Raw genomic sequence first — 26,267 nt, forward strand, 5'->3', positions numbered from 1 at the left:
CGGGTGCGGGCCAGCAGCTCGGTCTCACCATGCGTAGAACGGCGCAGGGGTCTGCCCGCCAGGCCCGGTGAGCGCCCTGCGGGCCGGCCCACAGCGACTGACCCGGCTTGAGGCTCCGTCCTGGTCGACGAGCGGCAGAACGTGCCCCCCGTGTGGGACGTCGTGCGGCGCGAGGTGGACCTCATAGTGCAGGGCCCCGCGGGTGAGCCGGTGGGTCCTGGCGGCCTCACCGCAGGTGTGACGCCAGCAATGCTCATCGACCCCCAGCACGGTGACCCCGTAGAACCGAGCAGGGTAATCGATCAACACCCGCTTGCCTTCAGCGATGATCGCATCGTTGGCGGTGTCTCATGCGACACCGAGCCCCTCGGCGGCCTGAAGTCACGTGTTAACCGGTCACCTTCAACCCGAGTCCGTCAAGCCGGCAGAACATGGTCAGATCAGGCGCGCTGAAGGTAGCGTTGGACACGTCGAGGTCTTCCAGATGAGTGGTGTGAGAGCTTCCATCCTCGGGAGGCCTCGACCCCCTCACCCAGCAGCCACGCCGGAACCCCTACCCACACCCTCGTTTGGGAAGAGCCCCATATGCCTGCCATCACGCCCGTCCCCCCACGCGTTTCAGCAGGAGTCACGGGGCTTGGTTCGGATGCCCCTCGACCTCCTGGAGTTTCCGGCGCTGCAGTCGGCGGACGCGAATGACCTGGACGATGAGGTCGACGGCCACGAACCCCACAGCGAGGGCGGCGGCCCCGATGAAACGGGAACGCGGATACAGAAAAACGCAGATCAGGAATACCCCGATCCCCTGGAACAGATACAGCTTCACCGAGGTTTTGTTCCACAGATGGCCCTTGATGGAACCATCCCAGTACTTCCATCTCCTTCCCATCATGCGATGATACCTGCTCCGGCAACAAGGATCACTCCACCGGGGACCCAGAACTCCGGCCACGATCGGCCGGTAACGCGTGCAGCTCCCCTCACACGGCATTCATTTATCAGCACCCGAGAGGAAACGAATGTGGAGCCGAATCCGAATTCTGCCCCATAGGACCGCATTGCGGTTTGCTGATCCCGCATCCCACCATGCCTCATGTAAATCGTATATCTTTTCTTCGTTCGTTGACAGAGGAAGCCACCTGCCGCATCTGCCGTCGCTGTAGAGGTATCGCGGCGCCGCGATACCTCTACGCGCGGGCGAGAATGATGCCTTGCGGCACCATTCTTCACCGATGCGGGCGGTTCGGATACTTGCGACGCAGTCGACGAAGATGGATTGCCCAGACGATCTGATAGACGACACATTCCACGACCACCATCGCAATCCCCACGATTGCGGCCCCGAGGAACCGGGCAGGCGGGAACAGGACAGCAACGACCACGAACGTCCCAATTCCTCGAAACAGGTAGGCACCCACCGACGGTGTGTATATTCGAAGATGGTCTTCGACGGAGCTATACCAGTTCTTCGTTTTCATCGTCATTGCGATCTCAAATCACCATCGGGAGCCAAAAACTACCACTGCTGCCAGAAAACACAGGCGATCGCCGACGTTGCCAAGGTCACAGCAATTCCCCACGGATTCAGTTTGACGACCTCTTTGATACCGATCTTGGCGGCGCGTTTTGGAACTTCCTTGCCGAGGTGACGCGCGAGCGCTCCCCAGTTCCGCTGGGTGACCCAGGTGCGGAGCAGCTTCCAGTCAACATCAATGAACCCGATGAATGGATTGGACCCCTTGACCACGCACGAGGCGTACTCCTGGATTCCTTCTGCCCCGGAGCTGTAGGGCGGGGTGACGCCGCCTTTGGCCGCTTCGGCTAGGACCGACAGGTCACGTTCGGGGTACAGGCGCTTGGCGGCCTCGTAGTCGATGCGCAGTTTGCCCTCGGCGTCCGTGAACTCGCCGTTCTCGCTGCGGGACGCTGTTGAAGAGCTGTCGTCGGCTCTGGCCTCTGTCATGGGCGCCGCGAGCATGCTGCACCCCACGAGCAGCGCCAAAATGTACTGATGATGTTCTTCATGTCATCTCCTTTCCCTGAGATGTGCCTGGCGATCGCTGCCTGGTGTTCAGGCTAAATTTCGTCAGGCGAGAGCACAACCCCTACGCGACGAGAGTCGACGAAAGCTGTTACCGAGAAAGCTTCGGTCACGTCCATCGTGCGCTGACCACGATATTTGTTGGTCGTTTCTCCGCCGGGGAGCGCACTCCAGGAGTGTGCAGACTGACCATTCGTCGTCTCCGCCTTCATCGGTCACCTTCTCCTGCACATCCCGGCGATCCGGTCAGTATGCGGGGGTGCCACATCAAGTAGCTGACAGGATTTCCTCGGCTCCGGGGTTCGATAACGGCTCCCCGACACGTGGCGGATGAGAGCTGAGCCCTGGACTGGTCGCAGTTCCCGTGCTCCTGGGGTGGTCGGGTGAGTGCTTCGGGCAGTCCATGGCGACACTTCACCAGCGGAAGCCTTCACCTACACCGTTAATCGGTTGGCCCCGTCGTTCATGCGGAACATGCCAGAGGTATAAGGCAGACTGGTGCACGGAGCCGAACGTAGAGGAGGGGCCGTGACGACCGTCCGTGTTGACATCGCTCCCAACCTGCTGCGCTGGGCCGTGAGACGGGCGCGCTGGGACGAGGAAGCTGCCCGCAAACGCGCACCCAAGCTCGACGCGTGGATCGACGGGACCGCACGCCCCACCCTCAAACAGGTGGAGAAATTCGCTGCCGCCACCCACGCACCCTTCGGGATGCTTTTCCTGCCCGAACCGCCGGTTGAGGACATCCCCATCCCGGATATGCGGACCATTCGCGACGCCGGAGTCCGCGAGCCGTCTGCCGACCTGCTGGAGACGATCTATCTGTGCCAGAGACGCCAGGACTGGTACCGTGACGACGCCCTCGACTCCGGGGCGACCCCGCTCAGCTTCGTGGGATCGACAACCCTCTCCACTCCGGCGGAGGAGGCCGCCGCTCGTATTCGTGCCGCGCTCCGTCTCGACGAGCGGTCTGTGTCCAACTGGTCCACTGCGTTGACAGATCTCATCGAGCGCACCGAGGCCATGGGTGTCCTGGTCATGGTCAACGGGATCGTCGGCTCGGACACCCACCGCAAGCTCGATCCGGAGGAGTTCCGGGGGTTCGCCCTGGCCGATGACATCGCCCCGCTTGTCTTCGTCAACGGGGCGGACACCAAGGCCGCGCAGATCTTCACCCTCGTTCACGAGCTCGCCCACCTGTGGCTGGGGTGCACTGCGCTCTCCGACGCAGCTGCGGGCGCCGCGCAGGGAACGAAAGAGGAGGAGGAGCGCTGGTGCAACCAGGTTGCCGCGGAGGTCTTGGTACCTCTCGACTCGCTCCGGTCGGAACGGCCAAGGAGCTGTGCTGAAGACGAGCTGGACCGTCTGGCGTCCCGCTACACAGTCAGCACCCTCGTCGTGCTCGCCAGACTCCGGGATGCTGGGTATCTCACGCGGGACGAGTACAAGACCCGATACGAGACCGAGCGTCAGCGCGTCATGGATCTCATGGATTCCCAGGAGAATCACGGTGGGGGCGGGAACTACTACCACACCCAGCTGCGACGCCTTGGGCTCCCCTTCACCCGAGCTGTGATCTCCGCAGCCCTGGAGGGACGAACGACCTACCAGGATGCCTACCGGCTGCTCGGGACCGTTAAGCACTCGACCTTCGAGGGGCTGGCGGAGAGAGCAGGACTAGCGTGAAATACCTCGTAGACGCCAACGTCCTCATCGAGGCAAAGAACCGCTACTACGCCTTTGACATCGCGCCCGGCTTCTGGAAATGGCTCGACCAGGCACACGCTCAAGGCACGGTATCCAGCCGGGTTAAGATTCCTGACGCCTGCCAAGGACTTGAAGTCCATTGGGTCAACACCTTTGAAATGCTACGTAGTACCGGTGTCACCCTTGACCTTCCCGGCGCTGCCCACCAAGTCGAAGAGAGGAACATCGGATCATCCAACCACCAATGCTTCCATCCGTTTAGAAATGCAGCACAGCCCCACTCCCACAGCCCACGAATCACACACCATGACGCCTCAGACATCTCCCGCACCCACCAACGCCCGCAGCATTCCAGCACCCCCGGAGCCCGGCCAGGTTGTCCAGGTTCGTGGCGCGGTCTGGGCGGTCACGAAAGTCGCCGTTCAGGGACTACCCCGCAGTTCCGCCGATGACGGCGTGCCCCGCCTCGAGCACGTCGTCTACCTTCCAGCGTAGCGATATCGGTAGCGTTGAGGCTGTAGTGGAACTCGCTGTTGTTGTCGCCGTCGTCGTTGCCGAGCAGATCGATCTCGATCAACCCGGGTCGGGTGTCGTTCCAGGCGGCCCAGGTTTTCATCGGGATCGAGGACTTCAGCAGGCTGCCCGGTTTGGTATGGATGGTCCTTGCCGGGACGAGCAGGCCTTGCAGGTAGGGCTTGAGGTGGCGGTCCATGGTGGTTGGTGACATGGTCAGTAGCAGAGGGCCTTGGTGTCCTCGGTCATGCCGAGCTGGTCGAGGCCTTCCAGCGCGGCTAATAGCCGGGGCCAAGCACTTCGAGGCGATGCCGTCGAGTAGCACCCAGCACCGCACCAACGCGTCGGTGACCTCCTGGCCGTAGCGCAGCATGCGTTCACGGGGCGTGTGTGGGCCGGGCAGCTCACCAGCCGCTGCCTGGCGCAGCATCTTGCGGGCATGGTCACGATGCCAGCCCGCGATCGTCACCACCGCGTCCGCTCAGGGGCCCCAGTGCGGGCATCTAGCATGAGTCAACTCGGAAGCTGGCGTCAGGGTGGGATAGTGATACGCTGGGAATCCTATTAAGACCCCTTTGAACTGTCTGACATCGAACTCGACGAGACCAGCGGTGCGGCTGGCAGTGGCTTGGTCGGCACCTTCGGCTGCTGATGCGTCCCGTGGTATTCGGGCTGGACAGTCTGTGCTTTTGTTTCTCCCCCGCCCGGGCTGCAAGAGCTGACCCCTGATGGGGGAGAGTGGCACCCTCCCCCATCTTCACCCCCCACAGAATCGGAGTCATTGATGAGCAACAGAGCTAGTGTTGCCGCACTCATCCTGATCGCACTGTTCGGAATTTTTTCCTTTGTCTTTCTCGGCAACAGAGCGTTCGCCATCGGGGCCGTTGTGGCGATTTCGCTTGTGGCAATCGCGCGGATCGTCAGGATCTGGGCGTTCAAACCCTGACCTCACGGATTTCACCCACCCCCTCGCCGCAGCAAACTGAAGCGACCTGGCATACCCGTCCCCCGTCTTCCTTGGTGGCTCGCCTCTGGCCTCTTGGAGCGCCTCGGTGAACCCACCGAAATTGATGCCGCTCTCGGCGCACAGCGCTGAACTCGCTGGATGCAACTGCCTTCTCTCCGCGGCGCGGACGACGTGGACGCCGTCCTTGCCCCCTTGGGGGTCACTTCCACATTTCTCTGCGCTCTTCTGGGTGAAACTCCGGCATCCTTGGCGCGTCGCCTGCTGCAAGGACCCGCGCCCAAGTGGTATCTGCATTTCAACAGCTCTGGGAGCAGGGTGAGCGCTGCCCCGGCATCGTCTCGGGAGCGGCCGGATCATTGCTGCTCGCTCGTTCCTCACCTCCCAGCAACGCAGCCGAGGACTTGGCTCACGCGGCCGCCACCCGACTGAAGGCACTCGCATTGTGGGACCACGATCGCGCGTCGTGGGCGAGCGACTTGGCACAGGGAGAACTCTTGGTCGGCTTCTCACACGGAACCTCGGGTATCGCTGTCGGCTTCCGCGAACAGATACAGCTTCACCAAGGTTTTGTTCCACAGTCGGCCCTTGATGGAGCCATCCCAGAGACTTATCCACGGCGACGTATTGGCCAGCGAAACCCTTGGTCAGAGCACATTTGAGGACGGCTGCGAATAAGCCTCCCAGCGCTTCCATCTCCTTCCCGTCATGCGATGCCACCTGCCGGAGCAGCGACGGTCGCTCCGCCGAGAATCCAGCGCTCCAGTAGCGGCCGGCCGGTAGCATGTGCCCATGGCTGTGGAGATCGAGCCGCTCTTCCCCACCGATCGGTGTGACTGGGACGAGTTCACACGGTTCATGCTGGAAAACACCTTTCCCTTCCATGTGAATCCGTCCCCGACCCGGGAAGAAATCGAATCACGAAAAGCGGACGGGGGTTTCGCCCCTCCCGAGCACGCGCTTCTCGCCGTGCGGGTCGGGGGCGGTCTCGTCGGGGTCGTGGGGCTCGATGATCTCGACGGCGATGCACCATTGTTCGACATCCGTCTCGCCGACGGGATGCGCGGAAGGGGTTGGGGGAGGAAAACGGTCCGCGAACTCGTTCGCCATCTGTTCGACACCTATCCACGGATCACGCGAGTCGAGGCACAGACACGCGACGACAACATCGCGATGCGCCGGGTCCTGCTCCACAACGGTTTCGTCAAGGAGGCGCGTTATCGAAGGACGTGGCCGGTGGCGGGCGGTTCGCCGCGGGATTCCGTCGCCTACGGATTGCTCCGGTCAGACTTCGAGACCGGCCGGACCACACCGCTGGTGTGGGACGACCTCAAGGTGTGATTTCCCGGACGGGAACCACACCCTCGGCTCGCACCAATCCTGAACCTATCCACGCCCCAACCATCACAACCGGCGCTCCCACGGTTCACTTGCCTTGAGGCTTGTTCACAGGATGCTGGTTGAGCCAGCTCGTGAGCGCCAGCGAACGGCTGTATCGAAACCACCCGGCAGCCGAGAAGCACACTCGGACCCCGAGCCCTCAGATACCCACGGGGTGGTTTCGACTCGGACTGCTCCTTCGTCGCGGTCCGGCTCAACCAGCCTCGGAGAGGCCATGAATAAGCCTCCATGCCCAAGAGGCTTATCCATAGGGGTGTTTTGACTTTCCTCGGCTAATGCCTTGCTCCGAGGGGACGCGAGGGCGGCTTGCCCGATCTGAGATGATCAAAGCGTCTTACCACAAAGACTCTCAGATGAAAGACAAGCCGCTGCCGTGAAGACAGCCACAAGCCTTGACCGTGACCAGATCCTTGACCTGTGTGAACTGGTCCACACCTCCTGCTCCGGGAATCTTCCCCCGGCAGGGTCCCGTGTCCTAGGGTTGTTCCGCTGCATCCAAGTCACTGTGTTGATGCTGCGGCACAATCTCACCCAAGAGTTGCTGGCCGACATCCACACGGTCTCCCAAGCCACCATCTCACGAGTGGTGGCCGTCTTACACCCCCCCTGATCGCCGAAGCCCTCCAAGCCTGGATACCTGAGGTGGGGGACCTTGACCCGGACCGTCAGTACATCATCGACGGTACTTTGGCGCCCTGCTGGTCGTGGCACGACCACCCCGAGCTGTATTCAGGCAAGCACCGCACGACGGGGGTGAACCTGCAGGTGGCCTGCACCCTGGCAGGGCACCTCGCCTGGGTCTCCCCACCCCTGCCGGGCAGTGTTCATGATGCGAAGGCCATCAAGGAATCCGACTTCCTCACAACCCTCAATGCTCAAAGTCATATTGGGAACAAGGAGGCTTATGCATAGCGACGCGTCGACCAGCGAAACCCCTAGTCAGAGCGCACTTGCGGATGGCTGCGAATAAGCCTCAAGGGCTACATCGGTTTGGGAATGATCACCCCCATGAAGAAACCCACCCACGGTGAACTCACCGACACCGATAAAAGAAACAACACAACCATCAACCGCGTCCGCTATCTTATCGAACGTGTCATCGCGAACTTCAAAACCTGGCGTGTCCCCCACACTGATTACCGCCGCCCCTACAACACCTTTGAAACCACAATACAACTTTGAAACCACAATACAAGCCGTCACCGGACTCATCTTCGCCTACACCCTATGAATAAGCCTCCTTGTCCGTGAGTTCCCGGAACCAGCGTTCGACCAGGTTCAACCATGACGAGCTGGTCGGGGTGAAGTGGAAGCGGACCCGCGGGCGACGCGCCAGCCAGCGGGCCAACTTGGCTCATCAACCTCGGCAACCAGCTATGACGACGTGAGATCCCGGCAAGTTCTCGAATGTCGCTTGCTGGAGGACTGGTCTCTCGTGCGCTCTTTACGAACATCACTGAGCGTTCGTGCCTGCCCCGGAGGCATCCCTTTCCGGGTCGCCCAGCCACGTACATAAGCGAACAGTTCCGTTGTCGCTCGGATGGCCGCTCCGTAGATTTCGTGCCAGAGGGATTCGGGGATGACGTCTGCTCGCAGTGGTACTCCCATGTGAAAACGGTCCGTATCTGCGGCTTGCGTCGTGGCACGCATGTGGTTGAGAGAGAAATGAACCCAGCCCGATGCCTCGTCATAGACGGGCAATGCCCAAGCGTGGGTCTGAGCTGCGAGTTCTTTGAGTCGATAGTCGTTCAAGGGCTTGCCATCAGCATCCTTGATCTTGCGAAACTCCTCGCCTCGCAGGAGCCTCATGGTGATGTCGTCGACGTCGGCTCCGCTGGCGATGTAATGCGCTCGGAACAGCGTGTCGAGCTGAAGGCGCAGCAACGGGGCAGCTACGTGGATGTTGTACGTGTCCACTGCGTCGATGAGCGCGTCTACCACCCCGTAGCTCCGCTGGATCATGGCAGTGACGATCAGGTCGGGCAGGTAAAGGTTGCCTTCAGCAGCCATCAGTGACTGCGCGGCAAGTTCCAGATGATCGATGCGTAGCTGATCGAGCGCTTGCCTTGGTGCCGCGAGCTCGGGATAGCGATCCACGGAACCGCCTGGCAGCTGCGGCTTGGGTACTCGGGGCAATCGAACCGGCGACAGGTCCGCTTCAGGAGAGTGCTTCATGCAACCACTATGGCATCCACAGAGCAGCAGCCGGGAATGAGCGTATCAACAACACCTGGAGTGCTACACGTTTCGTGGACAGCGACGAAACGTGTAGCACTTCATCAATGTTCGAGCAGTTGGTGATGGCGCGGATCATCAAACCCGGGTCGAAGCGTGACGCGGTGGAGACCCTCGCTGAGGTTGGGGTGGCATCACCATCAGCATCGCAGACCAACACCTCATCGCCGAACCATCCCGACGAAACCTCAAGAATACTCAGACGCCCAAGCCACTAGACGTGTGCAACTCAGGTCAATGAACCGATCGCTTCGTTCGGGCATGATCGCTGGTACGGTTGCTGAACCCTCCGCTATAGCGCTGGCATTCCGACGCCCAGCTGGATCAGGAGGGTGGTTTTATCCATTCAGCGAATCGCGCACGATCACGAACCTCGTCGGGGCAACCCCGCTTCTTGCCCAGCAAGATACGGCGGATCTCCCAGAGGCGCGTCTCAGTGATGTGTCCCTTCCAGTAGGCCACACGAAAAAAGTGCCACGAGGTGGTTGCTTGGATGGTCGGACTCACATCCAAATTGGCGAGCCGAAGGGGAACGCCCTCATCATCCGAAACCACCACGGACTTGATGCTTCGTGAGGTAAGAATGGCCAAGGTCTCCGATTCTCCAGCATGAGTGGCATCAGGGTTGGTGGATGCCTGCCGAAAGAAGTCCTGATTCAGCCTGAAGTTCACGAACTCCGCTGGTGTCTCCAACCGCAAGGGCTCGCCAAAGATATCGTGCGCATCGCGCATGTGCGGTAGCCCTTGCTTGGATGCCTGGTCGTCGCACTCGCTGGCAACCGTGCCGCACCAAGAGCCGTTGTTCGCCACCAACTGCCCAAGCAGCGGCATTTCGTCAACGAGGGCAAAATTGATCAGCACAGTGGTGTCCGGGAACACCAATCGCGGCGTGGGGTCGTCGTGCACTTTGGCAGGCTATCCGAGCAGGGACATCAAGTCGGAGTCACTCATGGTGGGGACAGATGGCTCGTCGACCTCCAAGGTCTCAGGGTCAACTCCCAGCATCCATGCCAGCGTCCCCTTCTGGAGTTTCCCGAGAGCCACGCCCTCCAGATGCGCGTCCTTCAACCACGAAGGGAAGGTGCGAGCACTGGCACGCGTCATGCGCTCTGTGATCGGGTCACCCGGCTCACTCTGCTCCCAGTAGCGACGTAGGAGACGTTGGGTCGTTAGGTCCAGCAGAGAGCGCGTCTCGGGTGGAACCGGAAGACGGAGGTTCTCCAGCCGCACTTTCACGGTGTAAGTCGAGACGCCCCACTGCCAGAGCAATGCGGCCAATTCATGCGAAGACAGACCAGACCAGTCGATGTCACGCAACTCCGGCTCCGGCAGCAGCAACTCTGCGGCGAACTGGTTGGCGGCAACCTCCTCACGACTGACTTCACGACCCTCGATGGCCATGACGCCCTCGTGCCCGAGGACCAGATGAGCCAACTCGTGGGCCAAGTCGAAGTTCTCCTTGAACCAGTTGCCCGTCTCCGGGATGACGATCACGTCACGCGGCCCAATCTGAAGCGAGTAAGCCGTACTAAGGCCAGGAAGCCGAACTGTGTCGATTCCCAGGGATGTGAGACGCTCAATGAACGTACGTACGAAGCCCTCTCCCAGGGCCTCCCGTGCGGAGGCAAGGTCTTCGGGGACGCGGCTGGGCTCCAACGGGTGCACAGCCTCCGCTTGGCGGTACGCGAGCAACACGTCCGACAGGATGGGTTTGTCCCCCTGCTCGCCGTCGATGCTGCGAGTCCAAGTCTCCTTGTCGAAGTTATGGCGTCCCGACACCACAAGCCGGTTCGGGTCAGGCACGCCGGTGATGAGCAGGTGGATGTCCTGGTCGAGCACCTCGGCCAGGCGTGCCAGTTCGAGCGCGGAAAAACCACGCTGACCACGAAGCGCACGCGAGAAGGCGTCCTCGGTCATTCCGACCTGACGCGCGATTTCCTTCCGAGGGGTGCCTTCAGGGAGCGCCCCAAGCACCCGCTGACCAATGCTGGGGTTCATGGTCACCATCCTAGGACGCTCTTGGGATTTTCCCAAGACCCAGGTGCGATGCCCCTCAAGAACACCGATACCCCGGACACCCCGAGGTGGGGCGCTCGGGGCTGGCAGACGACGGGAAACCAGCGGACCTGTGATGGGTGCGGGTGGATGCCGTGCGTACGCGTGCCCCGGCAAAGACGGGAACCCCCGGTGTTGTCACCGAGGGTTCGAGTAAGCGTCAGCTGGCGGTGACGGTGGGATTTGAACCCACGGTGGCTTGCACCACACTCGCTTTCGAGGCGAGCTCTTTCGGCCGCTCAGACACGTCACCGCCGATGAGCGTATCCCAGCCCGGCCCTGCGGACAAATCCGCTCTTCCCTCAGCCGACCACGACCTCGAAGGTTCCGACCCGGTCCGCGATCCCCGCGGCCAGGTCCTCGATCATCCCGACGTCGTGGAGACGGTTCCGCCAGTTTTCCGGGATTCCGCTGCGGCCGTACAGCGCCCCCGTCAGCTGCCCGTAGATGGCCCCGACGGTGTCGGCGTCGTCGCCCAGGTTCACGGCCAGCAGCGCCCCTTCGAGGAAGTCGTCGGTCCTGGCGAGGGCCCACAGCGCCGCTTCCAGGCTGTGCAGGACGTATCCCGACGACGAGATCTCGTCGCGTTCCTTGACCCGGTAGGAGCCGCGCAGGATCGTCGCCAGGTCGGGGTTGGTCACCTGCTCGGCCAGGTCGGCGGCCAGTACGTACAGCTCCGTGCGCGACGCCCCTTCGATGGCGGCCGCGATCAATCTGCCGTAGGCCCCGCACGCCTCGACGCACTCGACGGCGGGATGGGTGGTGCGGGAGCTGTCGGCGGAGAACCGTCCCGCGGCATCGGGGTCGTCGCAGAAGGCCATCGCGACCGGCGCCAGGCGCATCAAAGACCCGTTGCCCGAGCTCATCCCACCGATCGCCTCGCGGTAGGGCTCCCCGGTTGCCTCGAACTCCTCCAGGGCGGCGCGGGTCTGGTTGCCGATGTCGAAGCACCGGCCCGTGCTGCTGAGGTACCCGTCTCGGTACCAGCGGACGAACCGGGCCAGCTGGTCGCGGGGATCGTAGGCCCCGGTCTCGGTCAGGCTCGCTGCGATGCACAGCGCCATCGATGTGTCGTCGGTCCACTGCCCGGGCGCGAGATCGAACACCCCGCCGCCCGTCATCCCGGTCACGGGCGGGAAGGAGTCGCGGGCCTGGAACTCGACGGCGGTACCCAGGGCGTCGCCCACCGCCAGCCCGAGAAGACACCCCAAAATCCGGTCCTCGTTCATGGTGTCACGATACAGAGTTTGACAGCTCACGAGGCGGCTGATGCCATGAGCACATGAGAGGTCGATCGCGTGTGCGGGCCGCCGATGTCGCCGCCGCAGCGGGGGTGTCGACGACGGCTGTGTCTTTCGTCCTCAACGGCCGTGACGCCGGGAGCATCTCCGCCGCCACCCGGGCCCGGGTTCTCAAGGCCGCCGAGGAGTTGGGGTATCGCCCCAACCACATCGCCCGCAGCCTGCGGCAGCGCTCCACCAGTTCCATCGGTTTGGTCACCGACGCCGTCGCGTCATCCCCGTTCGGGGGGCGCCTGCTCGCGGCCGCGACGGAAACCGCCGAGGCTTCCGACCAAGTGCTGCTCATGATGGATATCGGCCACCGCACCGGGCGCGTCGGTGAGGCCATCGCCGCCCTGGAGCACCGCCAGGTTGATGCCATCATCTACGCCACCATGGGGTTCACCGAGCTGGCCGAGGCGCCCGAGTCACGCATCCCACTGGTACTGGCGAACTGCGTCGCCCCCACCCCGGGCCCCAGTTCCGTCAGCCCCGACGACGCGGGGGGCGCGACCGCTGCTCTGGAGCATCTGGCCGATCTCGGCCACCAGCACGTCGTCATGCTGGGCGGCCACTACGACCCTGGAAATCCGAATTCCGGTAACATCTCCGGCCCGATCCGCTGGGACGCGTTCCGGAGGGCGGCCGAGCGCCGCAGCGTCGAGGCGCGGCACGTCGGTACCGGCTGGCAGATTGACGACGGCCACGCAGCCGCCCTCACCGCGCTCGACGCGCCACCCGGCGAACGGCCCACCGCCCTGTTCGCTGTCTGCGACCGGATAGCGGCGGGGGCGCTGCTCGCGGCCGCGAAACTCGGCCTCGACGTACCGGGTGACGTGTCCATCATCGGTTTCGACGACCAGGAGGCCCTGGCCGGGCACACGGTCCCGGCCCTGACCACCGTCGCCCTCCCCCATGCGGCGATGGGAGAGGCCGCCGTCCGAATGGCCCTCGACGCCGTGTCCGGGGGGTCGGAGACCCCCGAGCACCTGGTGTTGCCGTGCCCGCTGGTGGTCAGGGGATCGACGGCCCCGCCTCCCATGGGCGCAGGGTAGGCGCGTCACGGCACCCTAGGAATCACCTCCCGGGCCTCCACCGCCCCCTCGCTCGTCACGACGAGGCTCCACGGCTCGTCGTGACGCCAGGTCCCCGGAACCCCTGAGGGGCGGTACAGCTCCGTGACGGCCCCGTCCACCCAGAGCTGGGAGCCGGGCACGAGCTGGACCTCCCCCAGGGTGGGATGCGTCAGCCGCGCCCCGGCCCCCACGACCTCCACCACCCAGCGGCGATCCGCAAGCACCGTTGTGCCTGCCCCGAGGGGGAACACGTCCCCGGCGAGGGCGGCGGCCGCCCCCGGATCGACCCGGCTCGCCACTAGCCCCCCGACCAGTTGCAGCCGCCTGGGCAGAGTGAGGCAGCCCGCGTGGTCGCGTACCGCCGGATCCTGCGCTTCCTGCCGGACCCAGCCGACGAGCAGCGGTTCGCCGTCGGCGAGGCTCACCTGGGGGGCGTAGCAGTCGGTGCCGTCGTCGAGGACATGGGCTGATTCTGCGACAAACCGCAGGCCCTCGCCGTCGGGGACGAGGTCCCCGACCGCCGCGACGACCTCCCCCAGCATGTCGTTGTCGTGGATGGAAACCACCAGCACCCACCGCCCGTCCAGCGGGAACAGTTGCGGACACTCCCAGATGTCCGCGGTGCCCGCGCCCCGGAGAACCGGATCATCGTCGACGAGCAGCCCGGCGTAGCGCCACGCCAGTTCGTCGCTGCGGTCGTACAGGAGCACCGCGGGCGAACCGTCACGCAGCCCCGCCCCCACCACCGCGAGTTTCCGGCCCTCGTGCTCGAACACGAACGGGTCACGCATGATTCCGATGTCATTGGCCTCGGGGGTGGTGCCGACGACGATCGGCGCGCCCCAGTCCAGCAGGTCGGGGCTGCCCCATCTGAGGCATACCGTCGATTGGCTGGACTCATCGGCGATCCCGGAGTAGACGACGGCGGGGCGGTCGTGCCCAGGGACGTACACCCCCGACCAACAGCCGAACGCGTCCGGTCCACCGGGGGTCGGCGAGAAGGCGACGGGGTGTTCCTCCCAGTGCGCGAGGTCGTCGCTGCTGGCGTGCCCCCAGGCGATCTGCCCGTGCACCGGGGCGGTCGGGTTGTGCTGGAAGAACACGTGCCAGCGGCCATCGGTGCGGGTCATGCCGTTCGGGTCGTTCAACCAGCCACGAGCGGGACGCAGGTGGTAGGAAGTGGTGAGCGCGGTCATGACGCTCCTTTCAGCGGTGCGAGCCCGCGGTCAGGCCCTCGCGCAGCGTCCGCTGCCCGAAGACGAACACACAGAAAGCGGGGATCATGGAGATCACCACGCCCGCCAGGACGGTGGCCACCGATCCGGTGCCCATGTTGCCCTGCAACGAGACCAAGCCCAGCGGCAGGGTGAAGTTCTGCTCGCTGATGGTGAGGATCAGAGGCCGGAAGAACTCGTTCCAGTGGAAGTTGAACGCCAGAATACCGACGATAGCCATGCCCGGTGTCGCCAGTGGCGCGTAGATCGACGCGAAGGTCCGCCACGGGGTGGCCCCGTCGATCTCGGAGGCTTCCCCCAGCTCCGCGGGCAGCCCCATGAAGTACTGGCGCATCAGGAAGGTGCCGAACGCCGTCGGGATGGCGGGCAGGATCAACGCCAGGAGGGTGTCGGCCAGGTTCATGCCTCGGATCAGCATGAACACCGGCACGATGGTGACCTGCATCGGGACCATCATCGTCGCCAGGATCAGAGCGAACAGCAAGTTCTTGGACCGGAACTCAAAGCGGGCAAACACGTACCCGGCCATCGCGGAAGACAGCATCTGCCCGACGGCGATGATGCCGGTCACCAGCACCGAGTTGAGGATGAGCAGCCACATGTCGACCTTCTCGAACACCGCGGGGTAGGAGGAGAAGTCGAGGCTGGAGGGGATGAGGGAGCCATCGGTTGACAGGGACTCGGAGGGGGGTCGCATCGACGACAGCACAGTCCAGATCACCGGGGCGAGGGTGAGGAGGCTGACCAAGGCCAGCACGACATAAGTTGCGATTTTCTTCATCTCTGCTCCTCAGCCGTAGAACACAAAACGACGGGACAGCCGGAACTGCAGGGCAGTGACCAGCATGATGAGAATGGTCAGGACGATGCCGATAGCCGATGCCTTCCCGAACTCGAGCTGCTTGAACGCGGACTCGTAGATCACCATGACGGCGGTGCGAGTGGAGTCGCCGGGCCCACCTCGGGTCAGGACGTAGGGCTGGTCGAAGATCTGCAGCGCGGAGATGATCGCCATGACGGAGGCCACCAGGGTGGTGGGGCTGACCAGCGGGAACGTGATCCGCCAGAACTGTCTCCAGCTCGTCGCCCCATCGACCTGCGCGGCCTCGTAGACCTCCTTGGGGATCGACGCCAGTCCGCCCAGGAACAGCAGGAACGAGAACCCGAAGTTTTGCCACACGTAGACCAGAACCACCACGACCATCGCGCCCTGTGGTGAGGTCAGCCACGCAACGTTGCCGATTCCGAGCATGTTCAGGAAGTGGTTGACCAGCCCGAAGTTCTCGTTGAACAGGTAGCTCATGATGATCGACACCGATGCGGCCGACAGGATGAGCGGGAAGAAAAGCACGGAACGGAAGAACGACCTCAGCAGCGCGGGCATCTTCGTGTTGACCAGCACCGCGAGCCCCAGCGCGAGCGCCAGCTGCAGGGTGACAGCGATGATCACGAAAGCGATGGTGTTGAGGAAGGAGACGCGGATCGTCGGGTCGGCGGCGATCTGGGCGAAGTTATCCAGACCCACGAACTGCGGGTCGGTGATGATGTCCCACCGGAAGAAGGCCAGGGCGATGGAGGCCAGGATCGGCAGGAAGGTGAACAGCCCCAGTCCGATGAGGGTGGGAGCCAGGAACAACCAAGTCAGCACTGTGCGCTGCATGTCACACCTCCAGGGCGCGGGTCAGGTCCTCGTCGAGGCGCGCGAGTGCGGCGGGGAGCGCGGCGGCGGAGCCGGTGACGGCCCCGAGGACGTTCTTGATGAGGGCGGTCTCGACGGCGGCCTGCTGCGGTGGGGCCGGGATCGGGGCACATGGGAATCTCTCCAGGGTGTCGTAGAACACCTTCCAGTGCTTCGGGCCCTTCTCGGAATAGAAGGCTTCGTTGCACATCGAGCGGCGCGTCGGGGTGGTGGTGGGTGCGGGAAAGGCCAGCTGCATCCCCTCCAGGGAGGTGCAGAACTTCACCCATTCCCAGGCCTCGTCCTTGCGTTTCGAGGTCTTGAGGATGGCGTATCCGGCCGCGCCGAACTGGTGGCGTTGGCTGCGCCACTTCGGGAAATAGCCGACGTCGTAGTCGTCGGGTTTCAGGCCGGCCTCGGCAAGCCCCTGTACCCAGAACCCGCCAGCGGGGGTCATGCCGATGGAACCACCGGAGAACTGGCCGACGAGTTCGTTGCCGCCGCCCTGAGCCGGGCTGGTGCCGAGACCCTCTTGGACAAGCGCCCGGACGAACTCGAACGATTCCGCGACCTTCGGGTCAGTGGCGTTCGAGCGTTCCCACAGGAAACCGCCGGAGAACGTGCCCACGTGGCCGGGGTAGAAGCGGTCCCATAGCCACTCGCCGCCGGGCGATTTCTGTTCGGTGAGGAAGCTCGTGTCGTTGATGTAGAGCCAGGGAACGATGCCGCCCCACAGCCGGTTGGTCCAGTAGAACGGCACAAAGTCGGAGGCGTTGGCCTGCTTCATCTGGCGGGCGACGCCCAAGAAGTCGTCATGGCTCCAGTCATCGCGGGGATACTCGATCCCTGCGCGGTTCATCGCCTCGGCGTTGAAGTAGATGTTCGCAGCGTTGAAGTCGATGGGCATCTGGTAGAGGGAGCCCTTGTACATGAATGCCTCGATGAGGCTGGGGTGCACGTCGTTGAAGTAGTCCTGCACCTGGCCTACGTCGCGGGCGAGGTACTCGTCGAGGGGTTCGGCGAGACGTTCAGCGAACAGCTGTGCGCCCTCGGTGGCGACGACGCACACGTCCGGCGGGGTGCCGGCCGCGACCATGGTGAGGATCTTGGCGAAGAAATCGGCCCAGTCCGCGCCCTGGATGGCCTGGAGCCGGACGGGGATGTCGGGGTGGTGGGTGTTGAACGCCTTGACCAGCGATTGCCGGGCCTCGGCGTCCTGGTTGGTTCCCAGGATGGCGATGGACAGGGAGTCGTCGTGCCGCCCGGGGATGTCCGTTCCGTTCAGGCGCGGCCACTGGCTGCCTAGGAGCGCGAGTGATCCCACTCCCACGGCTCCCGCCAGCACCCCGCGCCGGGTGATCTGAGTCATCGGTGACCTCCGGCCTAATTCGATTTAGGTGCTATTAGTGTGCGCCCTGTGACGCCGGTTGGTCAAGGGGTCGAGTCGGCTCATCCAAAATTTTCGCCTGGGTGTGGTGGCCCTGCCCTGGCGCGCTGGTCCGGACGAAACACCGCTCCACCGTCCTGCCCGCCTCAGTGGTTCTCGGAGGTGTGGCAGTCGTCCTCGCAGGGGGTGTCGCCTCCCCCGCGCAGGGCGGCCGCGGGTGTGGCGCAGCAGGCGTCTCCGCGCCAGGCCTCGACGCCCTCGCGGACAGCGAATCCGGCGATGACCAGGGCCGCCACGGGATCGGCCCAGGTCCAGTCGAGCAGGCTGTTCAGCACGAGACCGACCAGCAGCGCCGCGGAGAGGTAGGAACACACGAGGGTCTGCTTCGAGTCGGCGACCGCGGAGGCCGAGCCGAGCTCACGTCCGCAGCGTCGTTCGAACCAGCTCAGGAACGGCATCACCACCAGGCTCAGTGCGGCGAGCACAATTCCGACGGTCGAATGCTCCGGTTCGCGCACACCGGTCAGCGAGAGGACGGCCTCCGTGGTGACGTAGACCGCCAGGGCGAAGAAGGAGATCGCGATCACCCGCAGTGCCGTTTTCTCCCGGCGTTCGGGATCGGACGAGGCGAACTGCCAGGCAACCGCCACCGCGGAGAGCACCTCCACGACCGAATCCAGGCCGAATCCGATCAGGGCGGCGGACGACGCCTCACCCCCCGCCGCGAGGGCGACGAAGGCCTCGATGACGTTCCAGGTGATCGTGAGTGCGACGACGATCCTGATCCGTCGCTGCAGGATCGCTTTCCTACCGGGCTCCAGGGCTTCCGCCGTCACCGGGAAACCCCCGCGACGTGGCAGCAGGGTGATTCCGCGCAGGCAACGTCATCGACGATCAGGGGGAGCTCCGCCCGCGAAGCAATGGTCAGCATACGCCGACCCTACAGCAACCACCGGCCCGGGGGCGCTGCCCTGTGGCCGGGTCTGCCGTTCGGGAGCGGGATGGTTTCGACACGGGCCGCTCGTCCCTCACGGCCCGGCTCAACCAGCTTGGAAGAGCGAAGCCGGTTGAGCCGACCTGCGAGCGTCAGCGAGTGGGGCGTGTCGAAACCAAGGCGAGGGTGATCGGGGACCGGTAGTCGGGTTCTGGCCACCGGGTGCCGGGGGTTTCGACACGGGCCGCTCGTCCCTCACGGCCCGGCTCAACCAGCTTCAGAAAAGGACGCTCACGCACCTGATCAACCGGTTTTGGGGATGGTCGGGACCACCTCGGCGACTTGCACCCGGGCTCCTTCCGGTGTGATCAGGGTCCAGGGTTCGTCGGAGCGCCACGTGCCCGGGATGCCGTCTTTCGGGTAGTACTCCAGGACCGCGCCGTCCACCCACACCTGCGACCCGTCCGGCACCTCGACGACCCCGTGGCTGGGATGCGTCAGCCGCACCCCGTCGCCCGCTACCCGCAGCGCCCAGCGCCGCTCCGCCAGTGACGTCCCACCCGTGTCGAGGGGACGCCAGCAGCCGACCAGTGCCTCGGCCGCCCCCGGGTCGACGAAACTCACCACCCGCTCGCCCACCAGTTTCACGCGACGCGGCAGGCTGAGGCAGCCGGCGTGGTCGCGGACGGCCGGGTCCTGGGCCTGCTGCCGCACCCAGCCGATCAGCAGCGGCTCCCCGTCGGCGACGGTGGCCTGCACGGCGTAGAGGTCGGGGCCGACGTCGAGGAGGTTCGCGTGTTCGGCGACGAACCGCGGCCGCGCCCCGTCGGCCTCAAGCCTTCCCACCACTGCCAGTTCCCCGACGAGCTGGTCCCCGTCGAGGACGGAGACCAGCAGCACCCAGCTCTCCCCCAGCCGGAACAGCTGCGGACACTCCCACATGTCGGCGGTGGCGGCGGCCGCCAGCACCGGGTCGTCGGCGACGAACAACCCCAGGTAGCGCCACGCCAGTTCGTTCTGCCGGTCGAACAGCAGCACGACGGGGGTGCCGTCGTGGCGGCCCGCCCCGAGGATCGCCAGGGGCCTGCCGTCGAGTTCAAAGACGAACGGGTCGCGCATCACGGCGATGTCGTCCAGGTCAGGGGTGGGCGCGACGACGACGGGCGCGTCCCAGGTCACCAGGTCGGGACTGCCCCAGCGCAGGCACACCGTCGAGGCCCCCGATTCGTTCGTGACTCCGGAGTAGACCACCCCGGGTCTTTCATGGCCGGGCAGGAACACCCCCGACCAGCAGCCGAAGGCGTCAGGGCCGCCGGGGGTGGGTCCGAAGGCGACGGGCAGCAACCGCCAGTTCGCCAGGTCGTCGCTGACGGCGTGTCCCCACGCGATCCGCCGGTGTTCCGGGGCGGCCGGGTTGTGCTGGAAGAACACGTGCCAGACCCCGTCGCGGAAGGTCATGCCGTTCGGGTCGTTGAGCCAGCCTCTGTGCGGCCGCAGGTGGTAGCTGGTGGTCGGTGCGGTCATCTCCTGGCCTCTCCCGGTGGTGTCTCGCTACGGGCTTCACATCCACGCTATCGGAGGGCGGAAGACCCAGCCCAGCCCTGAGATCCCGCCCACGCTCCCGCGATCCGCCTGCCTTGCGGTCATTCGCTTGCGCTGTAGCGCAGGCGTTCGTCCGTAAGGCAAGCGTTTCCGTCGGAAAGGCCAGCGGACGACGGGAAGGCGGGCGTTTCCCGTCGGGCCCCTACCGCCGTCCCTCGAAGAACTCCCCCAGCAGGGCCGCGCAGTCGGCCTCCAGCACCCCTGAGGTCACCCTCGGACGGTGGTTGAGACGCGGGTCGCGCAGCACGTCGAACAGCGACGCCACCGCCCCCGCTTTGTCGTCGAAGGCCCCGAACACGAGGTGATCGATCCGGGCCGCGACGATCGCGCCCGCGCACATGGTGCACGGTTCCAGGGTCACCACCAGGGTGCAGCCCGTCAGCCGCCACCGGCCGAGGACCTCGGCGGCGCGCCGGATCGCGACCACCTCGGCGTGTGCCGTCGGGTCGCCCGTGAGTTCGCGTTCGTTGCCGCCCACCCCGATCGGTGACCCGTCCGGCCCGAGGACGACGGCCCCCACCGGCACGTCGCCGCGCAGCCCCGCCTCCCGGGCCGCGGCAAGGGCCTGCCGCATCGCGGGTTCGTAGCGTCGCGCCACGCTCGGGGGTCTCTCAGTCGTCAAAGGCCTCGACGGCCCGTTCGAACACCTCGTCGATCTTCAGGCGCCGCGCCACCTGCATCAGCAGCTCGTCGGAGTCCTCCTCGTAGTCGGTGGCAATGGCCTCCAGTTCGAAACCCCGCAACCCTGCGGCGGCGAACATCTCCAGGTCCCCGATCGGGGTCGGTTCGTCCTCCTCGTCGGGGATTTCCTCACCCAGGTAGTCCACGACGTCGCGGGCGATGGGCCAATCGTTGGCGGCGGTGGCGTCGCTGAGCAGCACCTCCACCACCCGTCCCCTGACCCGGCAGATCACGAAGAACTCGCCCGCCACCGAGACGTACCCGTCCGCCCCGGAGTCGCCGGGCAGGCGGCCGAGCTGGCGGATCAGCTCGTCGAGGTCGTTGGCCAGGTCGAAGTCCATGGGCACCGCCGTCGCCTTGCCGTCCTCCCGGTACACGGCGACGACGAGGTCGATGTCGTCCTCCCCCGCGTCCTCGAGGTCGTCGTCGAAGAACTCCTCCTCCGAGTCGTCGGCGGCTTCCAGGTCGCGATCATCCTTCAGGTCAAAGGGCTCGGCGTCTTCGTCAAAGGCGTCCACGGCTGATCTCCTCCCGGGTCTTACAGAAACCCCATCCTTCCAGATCCCCGGGTTCCTTGAGGACCCGGGCCGAAATCCGCTCCCCGAACCCGTCGGGTGTGTCAGAGTGGGGTCGTGGAACTTCGCGTCATCTCTCATCCCCTCGTCGATCACAAACTGACGGTCCTGCGCGACCGCAACACCGAGCAACCCATCTTCCGCCGCCTCGTCGAAGAGCTGGTGACCCTGCTGGCCTACGAGGCCACCCGCGGGGTGCGCGTCCACGAAACCGCCATCGAAACCCCCGTCGCCCCCACCGTCGGCACGAAACTGGATTCCCCAGCCCCGCTGGTGGTTCCGATCCTGCGTGCGGGCCTGGGGATGCTCGACGGCATGCTGCGGCTGGTGCCGACCGCCGAGGTCGGTTTCCTGGGCATGATCCGCGACGAGAAAACCCTGGAACCCACCACCTACGCCGAGCGCCTGCCGCAGGACCTTTCCGGCCGCCAGTGCTACGTGCTCGACCCGATGCTCGCCACCGGTGGGTCGCTGGGTGAGGCCGTGAAGTTCCTCGTCGGCCGCGGCGCCGACGACATCACCTGCATCTGTTTGCTGGCGGCCCCCGAGGGGATCGAGAGGATCCAGGACCTGCTGGCGGACCTCGACGTCCCCTGCACCCTGGTGGTCTCCGCCGTCGACGAACGCCTCAACGACCGGGGCTTCATCGTCCCGGGTCTGGGCGACGCCGGAGACCGGCTGTACGGGCTGGCCGACTAGTTCCTGGCCCCGCGGCCAGCCCGCCGGCCCGGCTCAGCTGTCCTTACCGGCCAGCTTGGTCGCGCACTTCGTTGCGGCCTCCGCGACGGCCTTGCCATCCTCGTCGCTGGTCTTGGCGTTGACGTCGATCTTCCCGTCGGCGAGTTTCTGGAGGGTGTCGGAGCTCACCTTGTCGTAGCTCCCGTCCACCACACAACTGACGTAGTCGTTGAGCACACCCTCCGCGTACGTGGAACCGCCCTTCTCCTTGATCATCTTGATGATTCCCGCCTTGACGGCGTCCTTGCTCGGTTTCCCGCCGCACCCGACCGCGCCAAAAGCAATGGCGACAGAGGCCAGGACTGCCACCGACCCCTTGAGCACCCGAGAGTTCATGTCGTTCGTTTCCCTTCCTCGGCGCGGCTCAGCGCCGATACGAAGCAGGGTAATGGTTCCCCGGGCCACCCGGGGAACCGGTCTCGGTGATCAGTAGTAGTACGGAAACCCCGACCAGTCGGGGGTGCGGCGCTCCAGGAAGGAGTCACGGCCCTCCACCGCCTCATCGGTCATGTAGGCCAGGCGGGTGGCCTCGCCGAGCAGCACCTGCTGGCCGACGAGACCGTCGTCGACCAGGTTGAAGGAGTATTTGAGCATCCGCTGCGCGGTCGGGGACTTCCCGCAGATCCTCGCCGCCCACTCGAGCCCGGTCTCCTCCAGTTCCTCGTGCGGCACCACCTTGTTGACCATGCCCATCTCGTGGGCCTCCTGGGCGTCGTGGACGTCGCCGAGGAAGAAGATCTGGCGCGCGAACTTCTGCCCCACCTGGCGGGCCAGGTAGGCCGATCCGAAGCCGCCGTCGAAGGAACCGACGTCGGCGTCGGTCTGCTTGAAACGGGCGTGCTCGCGGGAGGCGATGGTCAGGTCGGAGACGACGTGCAGGGAATGCCCACCACCCGCGGCCCAGCCGTTGACGAGCGCGATCACGACCTTGGGCATGAACCGGATGAGCCGCTGCGCCTCCAGGATGTGCAGCCGGGCGAGTTTCGCCTTGTCGACGGTGTTCGCGGTCTCACCGTCGGCGTACTGGTATCCGGCGCGGCCCCGGATGCGCTGGTCGCCACCGGAGCAGAACGCCCAGCCGCCGTCCTTCGGGCTCGGCCCGTTGCCGGTCAGAAGCACGCAGCCGATGTCGGCGCTGGTGCGGGCGTGTTCCAGGGCCGCGATCAGCTCGTCGACGGTGTGGGGCCGGAAGGCGTTGCGCACCTCGGGCCGGTTGAAGGCGATCCTGACGGCCGCGACGTCGCGGGCGCGGTGGTAGGTGATGTCGGTGAACTCGAAGCCGGGGATCTCGTCCCATCGCTCCGGCCGGAACGGGTTGGTCATGCCCACACCCTAGGCCCCTCAGAGGTAGGGGCGTTCCAGGGCCCGGCGGGCGCGGTCGGGGAAGTTCGTGATGACCGCGTCGACCCCCAGTGCCGCGAGGGAGCGGATGTCCTCGTTCCTGTCCACGGTCCACACGTTCACTCCCACCCCGGCCTCGTGGCACAGCCACATGTAGTTGGGTTGCTGGAGAGCGTAGAAGTGCGGGTGGAGGAACCTGGCCCCGAAGACGTTGGCGTAGCACCACGGGTCGTAGAGGCCGTCGGAGTACAGCAGGCCGAGGCATTCCGGGGGCACCGCCCCGCGCAGGTTCGCCAGGGAGAAGTGGTTGAACGACGAGAACAGCACCCGGTGGAGCATCCCCGCATCCTGCACGATAGCCAGGGCGTCGTTTTCCATCCCGGGGTACAGCTCGATGCTGTTCTTCAGTTCGAGGTTGATGCGCAGCCGGGTGGGTTCGAGCAGTTCGAGGACCTCCCGGAGGGTAGGGATCTGCACCTTCCGGTGCCCGACGAAACCGTTGCTGTAGTTGCACAGCCGCAGCTGCTCCAGAGTCAGGTCGGCCACCCTGCCGAACCCGTTCGAGGTGCGGTTGATGGTTTCGTCGTGGATGACGACGAGCTGCCCGTCGATGGTGCGTTGCACGTCGAGCTCAACGCCGTCCGCACCCATCTCGATCGCCTGCTGGATGGCGGGAATGGTGTTCTCGGGGGCGTATGCCGATGCTCCACGATGAGCCCAGATCGCTGTCATGATTATCCTCCCCAACTCATGATATTCCCTCTGGCAAGGGTTTTCGGAAGGAAAGCGGGTTGAGTCTTCCCCTCAAGGCTGGTTGATCCGACCCGCGGCTCCTCTTCCTTTGAAGTTGGTTGATCCGACCCGCGAGTCCTCTTCCTTTGAAATTGGTTGAGCCGGGTCGCGAGTCCTCTTTCCTTGAAGTTGGTTGAGCCGACCCGCGAGCGCCAGCGAACAGGTCGAGTCGAAACCAAGACGACTTTACCCGGGAACCCATGGTCAGGTCTGCCTCCCATCCGCCGGATGGTTTCGACACGGGTCGCTCGTTCCTCGCGACCCGGCTCAGCCAGCTTGTTCGGGCTTCACTCCTTCATGACGAAGGCGGTGTTCGGCACCCCGTAGTGGGCGTAGACGGATTCGCAGCCATGGCAGGGACCCACGAGCTTGTCCTCCGGGGAGTGGAGCACCACCTCCAGGCCGAGTTCGGGCAGCTTGTCAACGCCGTTCGCCTCCGCGGCCTGGGCCAGCACCTTGAAGGCCGCGTCCAGCGAGTGGTCCCACTTCGCGTAGGGCCCGCCGCCGCGGATCGCGTTGTCCAGCCAGGCTTCGTACCAGGCGACGAATCCCGTAGCCACCCGCCGGAACTCCCCGTCGCAGAACCGGGAATCGAGTGCCACCGAACCGTCGATCAGGTCGAGCGCCCACTGGGCTCCGCAACCGGCCTGCGCCAGGTGCAGCCAGCCTTCGGTGATCGGGCGCAGGTCGAGGCCGTAGCCCGGTCCGGCCCCGGACGCGGCGATCTCGTCGACGAACCAGCGGGCGTCCGCGGGCAACGAAATGGCCTCGGTGAACCCGGGAGCGCCGAGTCGCATCCCGTGGTTTCGGCCGCCGAGCCAGCCGGCCTCGTTCCGGGAATCCCCGGATGCGTTCCGCAGCAGGTCGAGGGTGAGTTGCAGGTCGTGGCGGGTGAGCCGGGGGGCGGGTTCGAGTGGTTTCAGGAGCGCCCATTCGCGCAGCATCCGGATGCCCTCGGCCTCCGTCGGGCCCTCGGCCAGGACCGCGCGGCCGGGTTCCCAGTCGTCGGCACCGAGCTTGACCTCCGCGATCCGGTCCGGTCCGACACCGAGGAAACAGCCGAGCGGGATGATGTCGTCGCCGCGGGTTGCGGGAATGACGCCGCTGGCCAGCACCTTCGTCGTGAGCGCCCGGGAACCGCCCAGCCGCTCACGGTAGGCCTTCGCCACCTCGAGTGGCACGTTGATGCTGCGGTCGATGCCGCCCATGGTGACGAGATACCTCCGGCCCTGGAGCGTGGTCTCGAACTGTTCCACGTCGGGGTTCTCGGTGTCGATGAGGTCCGCCCGTCCGAGCGCGGTGAGCAGCACCGGCCCGAACGCGCAGGCCCAGTTGCACCCGGCTGTGACCAGCGCCCGGTACATGTCGTCGCCGTAGCCGCTGGCTGTGACGAGGGCCCCAGGGGTCCCCAGGGCGCCGCCCCGGATGTCGAGGGTGAGGAAGACGCCGTGGGGTGGCTCCTCCTGCATCGAATTGATGTGGCACTCGATCACGGGCAGACCCTCGCCCAACTGCACGACCTGGACACCGTCGTCCTCCGCCACCTGTGCGTCGATGAAGTGTTCCGCGATCACTCCGGCCAGTAGCTTCTCGGGGGTGGGGTTCGGATCGTTGGGTTCGCTCATGCCTCCATGACAACACACTTCCGGGGCGGCAAAAAGGCCTCGCGCCGGGAAGTTCCGGCTGCGAGGCCCGATGTCGTGGCGCGCTCGGAGGGACTCGAACCCCCAACCTTCTGATCCGTAGTCAGATGCTCTATCCATTAAGCTACGAGCGCGGGCGAGGAGTAACTATACGGGCCCGCCTCCGGCTTGGCAAAACCACGGAACGCGAGCGGCCCCGGGAGGAACCCGGGGCCGCTCGTACACTGGCGGAGGTGGCGGGATTTGAACCCGCGATGGGGTTGAGCCCCAAACCCGCTTAGCAGGCGGGCGCCATAGACCAGACTAGGCGACACCTCCAGCGCGCTACAGACTAGCCGAGGCGCAACAGCACCGGCAACCGACTCCTCGTGGCGGAGCAGGCGGCCGTC

The 26,267-nt window shown here is 65.1% G+C and carries 25 protein-coding genes, 3 tRNA genes and 2 pseudogenes; 7 read left to right on the forward strand and 23 right to left on the reverse strand.

Translation table 11 applies throughout. The annotated features are described in order from the left end of the window. Nucleotides 1–234: 234 nt before the first annotated feature. The 3 genes and pseudogenes from EL272_RS13915 to EL272_RS13925 all read right to left on the reverse strand — a co-directional run. Nucleotides 235–378 (reverse strand): annotated as a pseudogene (locus EL272_RS13915) (ISL3 family transposase); the annotation flags it as partial. 250 nt (nucleotides 379–628) lie between these two features. Then, entirely contained in the window at nucleotides 629–889 is a 261-nt protein-coding gene (locus tag EL272_RS13920; protein ID WP_126409495.1) for a hypothetical protein, read from the reverse strand. A gap of 627 nt (nucleotides 890–1,516) precedes the next feature. Beyond that, on the reverse strand, nucleotides 1,517–1,963 hold the full coding sequence (locus EL272_RS13925; protein WP_126409497.1) for a hypothetical protein: 447 nt from the start codon (nucleotides 1,961–1,963) through the stop codon (nucleotides 1,517–1,519). Between the two features lie 606 nt (nucleotides 1,964–2,569). Here EL272_RS13925 and EL272_RS13930 point away from each other — a divergent pair. Beyond that, nucleotides 2,570–3,727, forward strand: coding sequence for an ImmA/IrrE family metallo-endopeptidase (locus tag EL272_RS13930; protein ID WP_061787575.1), 1,158 nt, complete (start codon nucleotides 2,570–2,572; stop codon nucleotides 3,725–3,727). Next, nucleotides 3,724–4,200, forward strand: a complete 477-nt coding sequence (locus EL272_RS16110) for a DUF4411 family protein (RefSeq protein WP_197720268.1) — start codon at nucleotides 3,724–3,726, stop codon at nucleotides 4,198–4,200. Before EL272_RS13930 ends, EL272_RS16110 begins: the two co-directional genes overlap by 4 nt. On the opposite strand, the gene EL272_RS13940 is transcribed toward EL272_RS16110, so the two are convergent. Continuing rightward, nucleotides 4,155–4,475 carry a hypothetical protein gene (locus EL272_RS13940; RefSeq protein ID WP_061787574.1) on the reverse strand — a complete coding sequence of 107 codons (321 nt, stop codon included), beginning with the start codon at nucleotides 4,473–4,475 and terminating at the stop codon, nucleotides 4,155–4,157. The two genes, EL272_RS16110 and EL272_RS13940, sit on opposite strands and share 46 nt — an antisense overlap. A gap of 570 nt (nucleotides 4,476–5,045) precedes the next feature. Here EL272_RS13940 and EL272_RS15355 point away from each other — a divergent pair. The 3 genes and pseudogenes from EL272_RS15355 (at nucleotide 5,046) to EL272_RS15850 (ending at nucleotide 7,808) form a co-directional block, all read left to right on the forward strand. Continuing rightward, nucleotides 5,046–5,207, forward strand: coding sequence for a hypothetical protein (locus tag EL272_RS15355; protein ID WP_159424541.1), 162 nt, complete (start codon nucleotides 5,046–5,048; stop codon nucleotides 5,205–5,207). Nucleotides 5,208–6,017: 810 nt separating this feature from the next. Continuing rightward, nucleotides 6,018–6,566, forward strand: a complete 549-nt coding sequence (locus EL272_RS13945; protein ID WP_061787573.1) for a GNAT family N-acetyltransferase — start codon at nucleotides 6,018–6,020, stop codon at nucleotides 6,564–6,566. Nucleotides 6,567–7,268: 702 nt separating this feature from the next. Then, a pseudogene (locus tag EL272_RS15850) lies at nucleotides 7,269–7,808 on the forward strand (transposase family protein). A gap of 192 nt (nucleotides 7,809–8,000) precedes the next feature. On the opposite strand, the gene EL272_RS13960 reads toward EL272_RS15850, so the two are convergent. The 5 genes from EL272_RS13960 to EL272_RS13980 form a co-directional block, all read right to left on the reverse strand. Beyond that, complete coding sequence (locus EL272_RS13960; RefSeq protein ID WP_126409499.1) at nucleotides 8,001–8,801, reverse strand: hypothetical protein; 801 nt, start codon at nucleotides 8,799–8,801, stop codon at nucleotides 8,001–8,003. 384 nt (nucleotides 8,802–9,185) lie between these two features. Further along, nucleotides 9,186–9,767, reverse strand: a complete 582-nt coding sequence (locus EL272_RS13965) for a hypothetical protein (protein ID WP_061787570.1) — start codon at nucleotides 9,765–9,767, stop codon at nucleotides 9,186–9,188. Between the two features lie 9 nt (nucleotides 9,768–9,776). Continuing rightward, the gene (locus EL272_RS13970; protein ID WP_061787569.1) at nucleotides 9,777–10,859 is read right to left on the reverse strand and encodes an XRE family transcriptional regulator; all 1,083 of its coding nucleotides are present in this window, start codon (nucleotides 10,857–10,859) and stop codon (nucleotides 9,777–9,779) included. A gap of 222 nt (nucleotides 10,860–11,081) precedes the next feature. Beyond that, nucleotides 11,082–11,169 (reverse strand) — tRNA-Ser (locus EL272_RS13975). A 49-nt stretch (nucleotides 11,170–11,218) separates the two neighbouring features. Beyond that, nucleotides 11,219–12,145, reverse strand: a complete 927-nt coding sequence (locus EL272_RS13980; RefSeq protein WP_061787568.1) for an ADP-ribosylglycohydrolase family protein — start codon at nucleotides 12,143–12,145, stop codon at nucleotides 11,219–11,221. Nucleotides 12,146–12,198: 53 nt separating this feature from the next. Here EL272_RS13980 and EL272_RS13985 point away from each other — a divergent pair, with 53 nt between their 5' ends. Beyond that, nucleotides 12,199–13,251, forward strand: coding sequence for a LacI family DNA-binding transcriptional regulator (locus tag EL272_RS13985; protein ID WP_061787567.1), 1,053 nt, complete (start codon nucleotides 12,199–12,201; stop codon nucleotides 13,249–13,251). A gap of 5 nt (nucleotides 13,252–13,256) precedes the next feature. Here the strand turns inward: EL272_RS13985 and EL272_RS13990 are convergent, their stop codons facing one another. The 8 genes from EL272_RS13990 to EL272_RS14025 form a co-directional block, all read right to left on the reverse strand. Next, the gene (locus EL272_RS13990) at nucleotides 13,257–14,468 is read right to left on the reverse strand and encodes a glycoside hydrolase family 32 protein (RefSeq protein ID WP_061787566.1); all 1,212 of its coding nucleotides are present in this window, start codon (nucleotides 14,466–14,468) and stop codon (nucleotides 13,257–13,259) included. Between the two features lie 10 nt (nucleotides 14,469–14,478). Beyond that, nucleotides 14,479–15,288 carry a carbohydrate ABC transporter permease gene (locus tag EL272_RS13995; protein ID WP_014847850.1) on the reverse strand — a complete coding sequence of 270 codons (810 nt, stop codon included), beginning with the start codon at nucleotides 15,286–15,288 and terminating at the stop codon, nucleotides 14,479–14,481. Nucleotides 15,289–15,297: 9 nt separating this feature from the next. Next, entirely contained in the window at nucleotides 15,298–16,167 is an 870-nt protein-coding gene (locus EL272_RS14000) for a carbohydrate ABC transporter permease (protein ID WP_014847851.1), read from the reverse strand. Between the two features lies 1 nt (nucleotide 16,168). Continuing rightward, the gene (locus EL272_RS14005) at nucleotides 16,169–17,554 is read right to left on the reverse strand and encodes an extracellular solute-binding protein (RefSeq protein WP_014847852.1); all 1,386 of its coding nucleotides are present in this window, start codon (nucleotides 17,552–17,554) and stop codon (nucleotides 16,169–16,171) included. Between the two features lie 164 nt (nucleotides 17,555–17,718). Beyond that, a complete protein-coding gene (locus tag EL272_RS14010) occupies nucleotides 17,719–18,408 on the reverse strand; it encodes a cation diffusion facilitator family transporter (RefSeq protein WP_061787565.1) in 690 nt (229 codons plus the stop codon). Nucleotides 18,409–18,809: 401 nt separating this feature from the next. After that, the gene (locus EL272_RS14015) at nucleotides 18,810–20,030 is read right to left on the reverse strand and encodes a glycoside hydrolase family 32 protein (RefSeq protein WP_061787564.1); all 1,221 of its coding nucleotides are present in this window, start codon (nucleotides 20,028–20,030) and stop codon (nucleotides 18,810–18,812) included. A 220-nt stretch (nucleotides 20,031–20,250) separates the two neighbouring features. Further along, nucleotides 20,251–20,682 (reverse strand): tRNA adenosine(34) deaminase TadA, encoded by a 432-nt coding sequence (tadA, locus tag EL272_RS14020; RefSeq protein ID WP_061787563.1) that lies wholly within the window; start codon nucleotides 20,680–20,682, stop codon nucleotides 20,251–20,253. A gap of 37 nt (nucleotides 20,683–20,719) precedes the next feature. After that, entirely contained in the window at nucleotides 20,720–21,307 is a 588-nt protein-coding gene (locus tag EL272_RS14025; RefSeq protein WP_061787562.1) for a tRNA adenosine deaminase-associated protein, read from the reverse strand. Nucleotides 21,308–21,421: 114 nt separating this feature from the next. On the opposite strand from EL272_RS14025, the gene upp reads away from it, so the two are divergent. Further along, nucleotides 21,422–22,063, forward strand: a complete 642-nt coding sequence (gene upp, locus EL272_RS14030; RefSeq protein WP_014847858.1) for a uracil phosphoribosyltransferase — start codon at nucleotides 21,422–21,424, stop codon at nucleotides 22,061–22,063. A 33-nt stretch (nucleotides 22,064–22,096) separates the two neighbouring features. On the opposite strand, the gene EL272_RS14035 is transcribed toward upp, so the two are convergent. From EL272_RS14035 to EL272_RS14060, 6 genes are all read right to left on the reverse strand, one after another. Continuing rightward, the gene (locus EL272_RS14035) at nucleotides 22,097–22,438 is read right to left on the reverse strand and encodes a hypothetical protein (protein WP_041696806.1); all 342 of its coding nucleotides are present in this window, start codon (nucleotides 22,436–22,438) and stop codon (nucleotides 22,097–22,099) included. A gap of 90 nt (nucleotides 22,439–22,528) precedes the next feature. Then, the gene (locus EL272_RS14040) at nucleotides 22,529–23,425 is read right to left on the reverse strand and encodes a 1,4-dihydroxy-2-naphthoyl-CoA synthase (protein WP_041696808.1); all 897 of its coding nucleotides are present in this window, start codon (nucleotides 23,423–23,425) and stop codon (nucleotides 22,529–22,531) included. Nucleotides 23,426–23,443: 18 nt separating this feature from the next. Further along, on the reverse strand, nucleotides 23,444–24,175 hold the full coding sequence (locus EL272_RS14045; RefSeq protein ID WP_061787561.1) for a glycerophosphodiester phosphodiesterase: 732 nt from the start codon (nucleotides 24,173–24,175) through the stop codon (nucleotides 23,444–23,446). A 347-nt stretch (nucleotides 24,176–24,522) separates the two neighbouring features. Beyond that, nucleotides 24,523–25,860 (reverse strand): hypothetical protein, encoded by a 1,338-nt coding sequence (locus EL272_RS14050; protein WP_061787560.1) that lies wholly within the window; start codon nucleotides 25,858–25,860, stop codon nucleotides 24,523–24,525. A 76-nt stretch (nucleotides 25,861–25,936) separates the two neighbouring features. After that, nucleotides 25,937–26,012, reverse strand: a tRNA-Arg gene (locus tag EL272_RS14055). Nucleotides 26,013–26,103: 91 nt separating this feature from the next. Further along, a tRNA-Ser gene (locus tag EL272_RS14060) sits at nucleotides 26,104–26,196 on the reverse strand. Nucleotides 26,197–26,267: the final 71 nt, after the last annotated feature.

Source organism: Arachnia propionica (genome assembly GCF_900637725.1).
GTDB classification, from domain to species: domain Bacteria; phylum Actinomycetota; class Actinomycetes; order Propionibacteriales; family Propionibacteriaceae; genus Arachnia; species Arachnia propionica.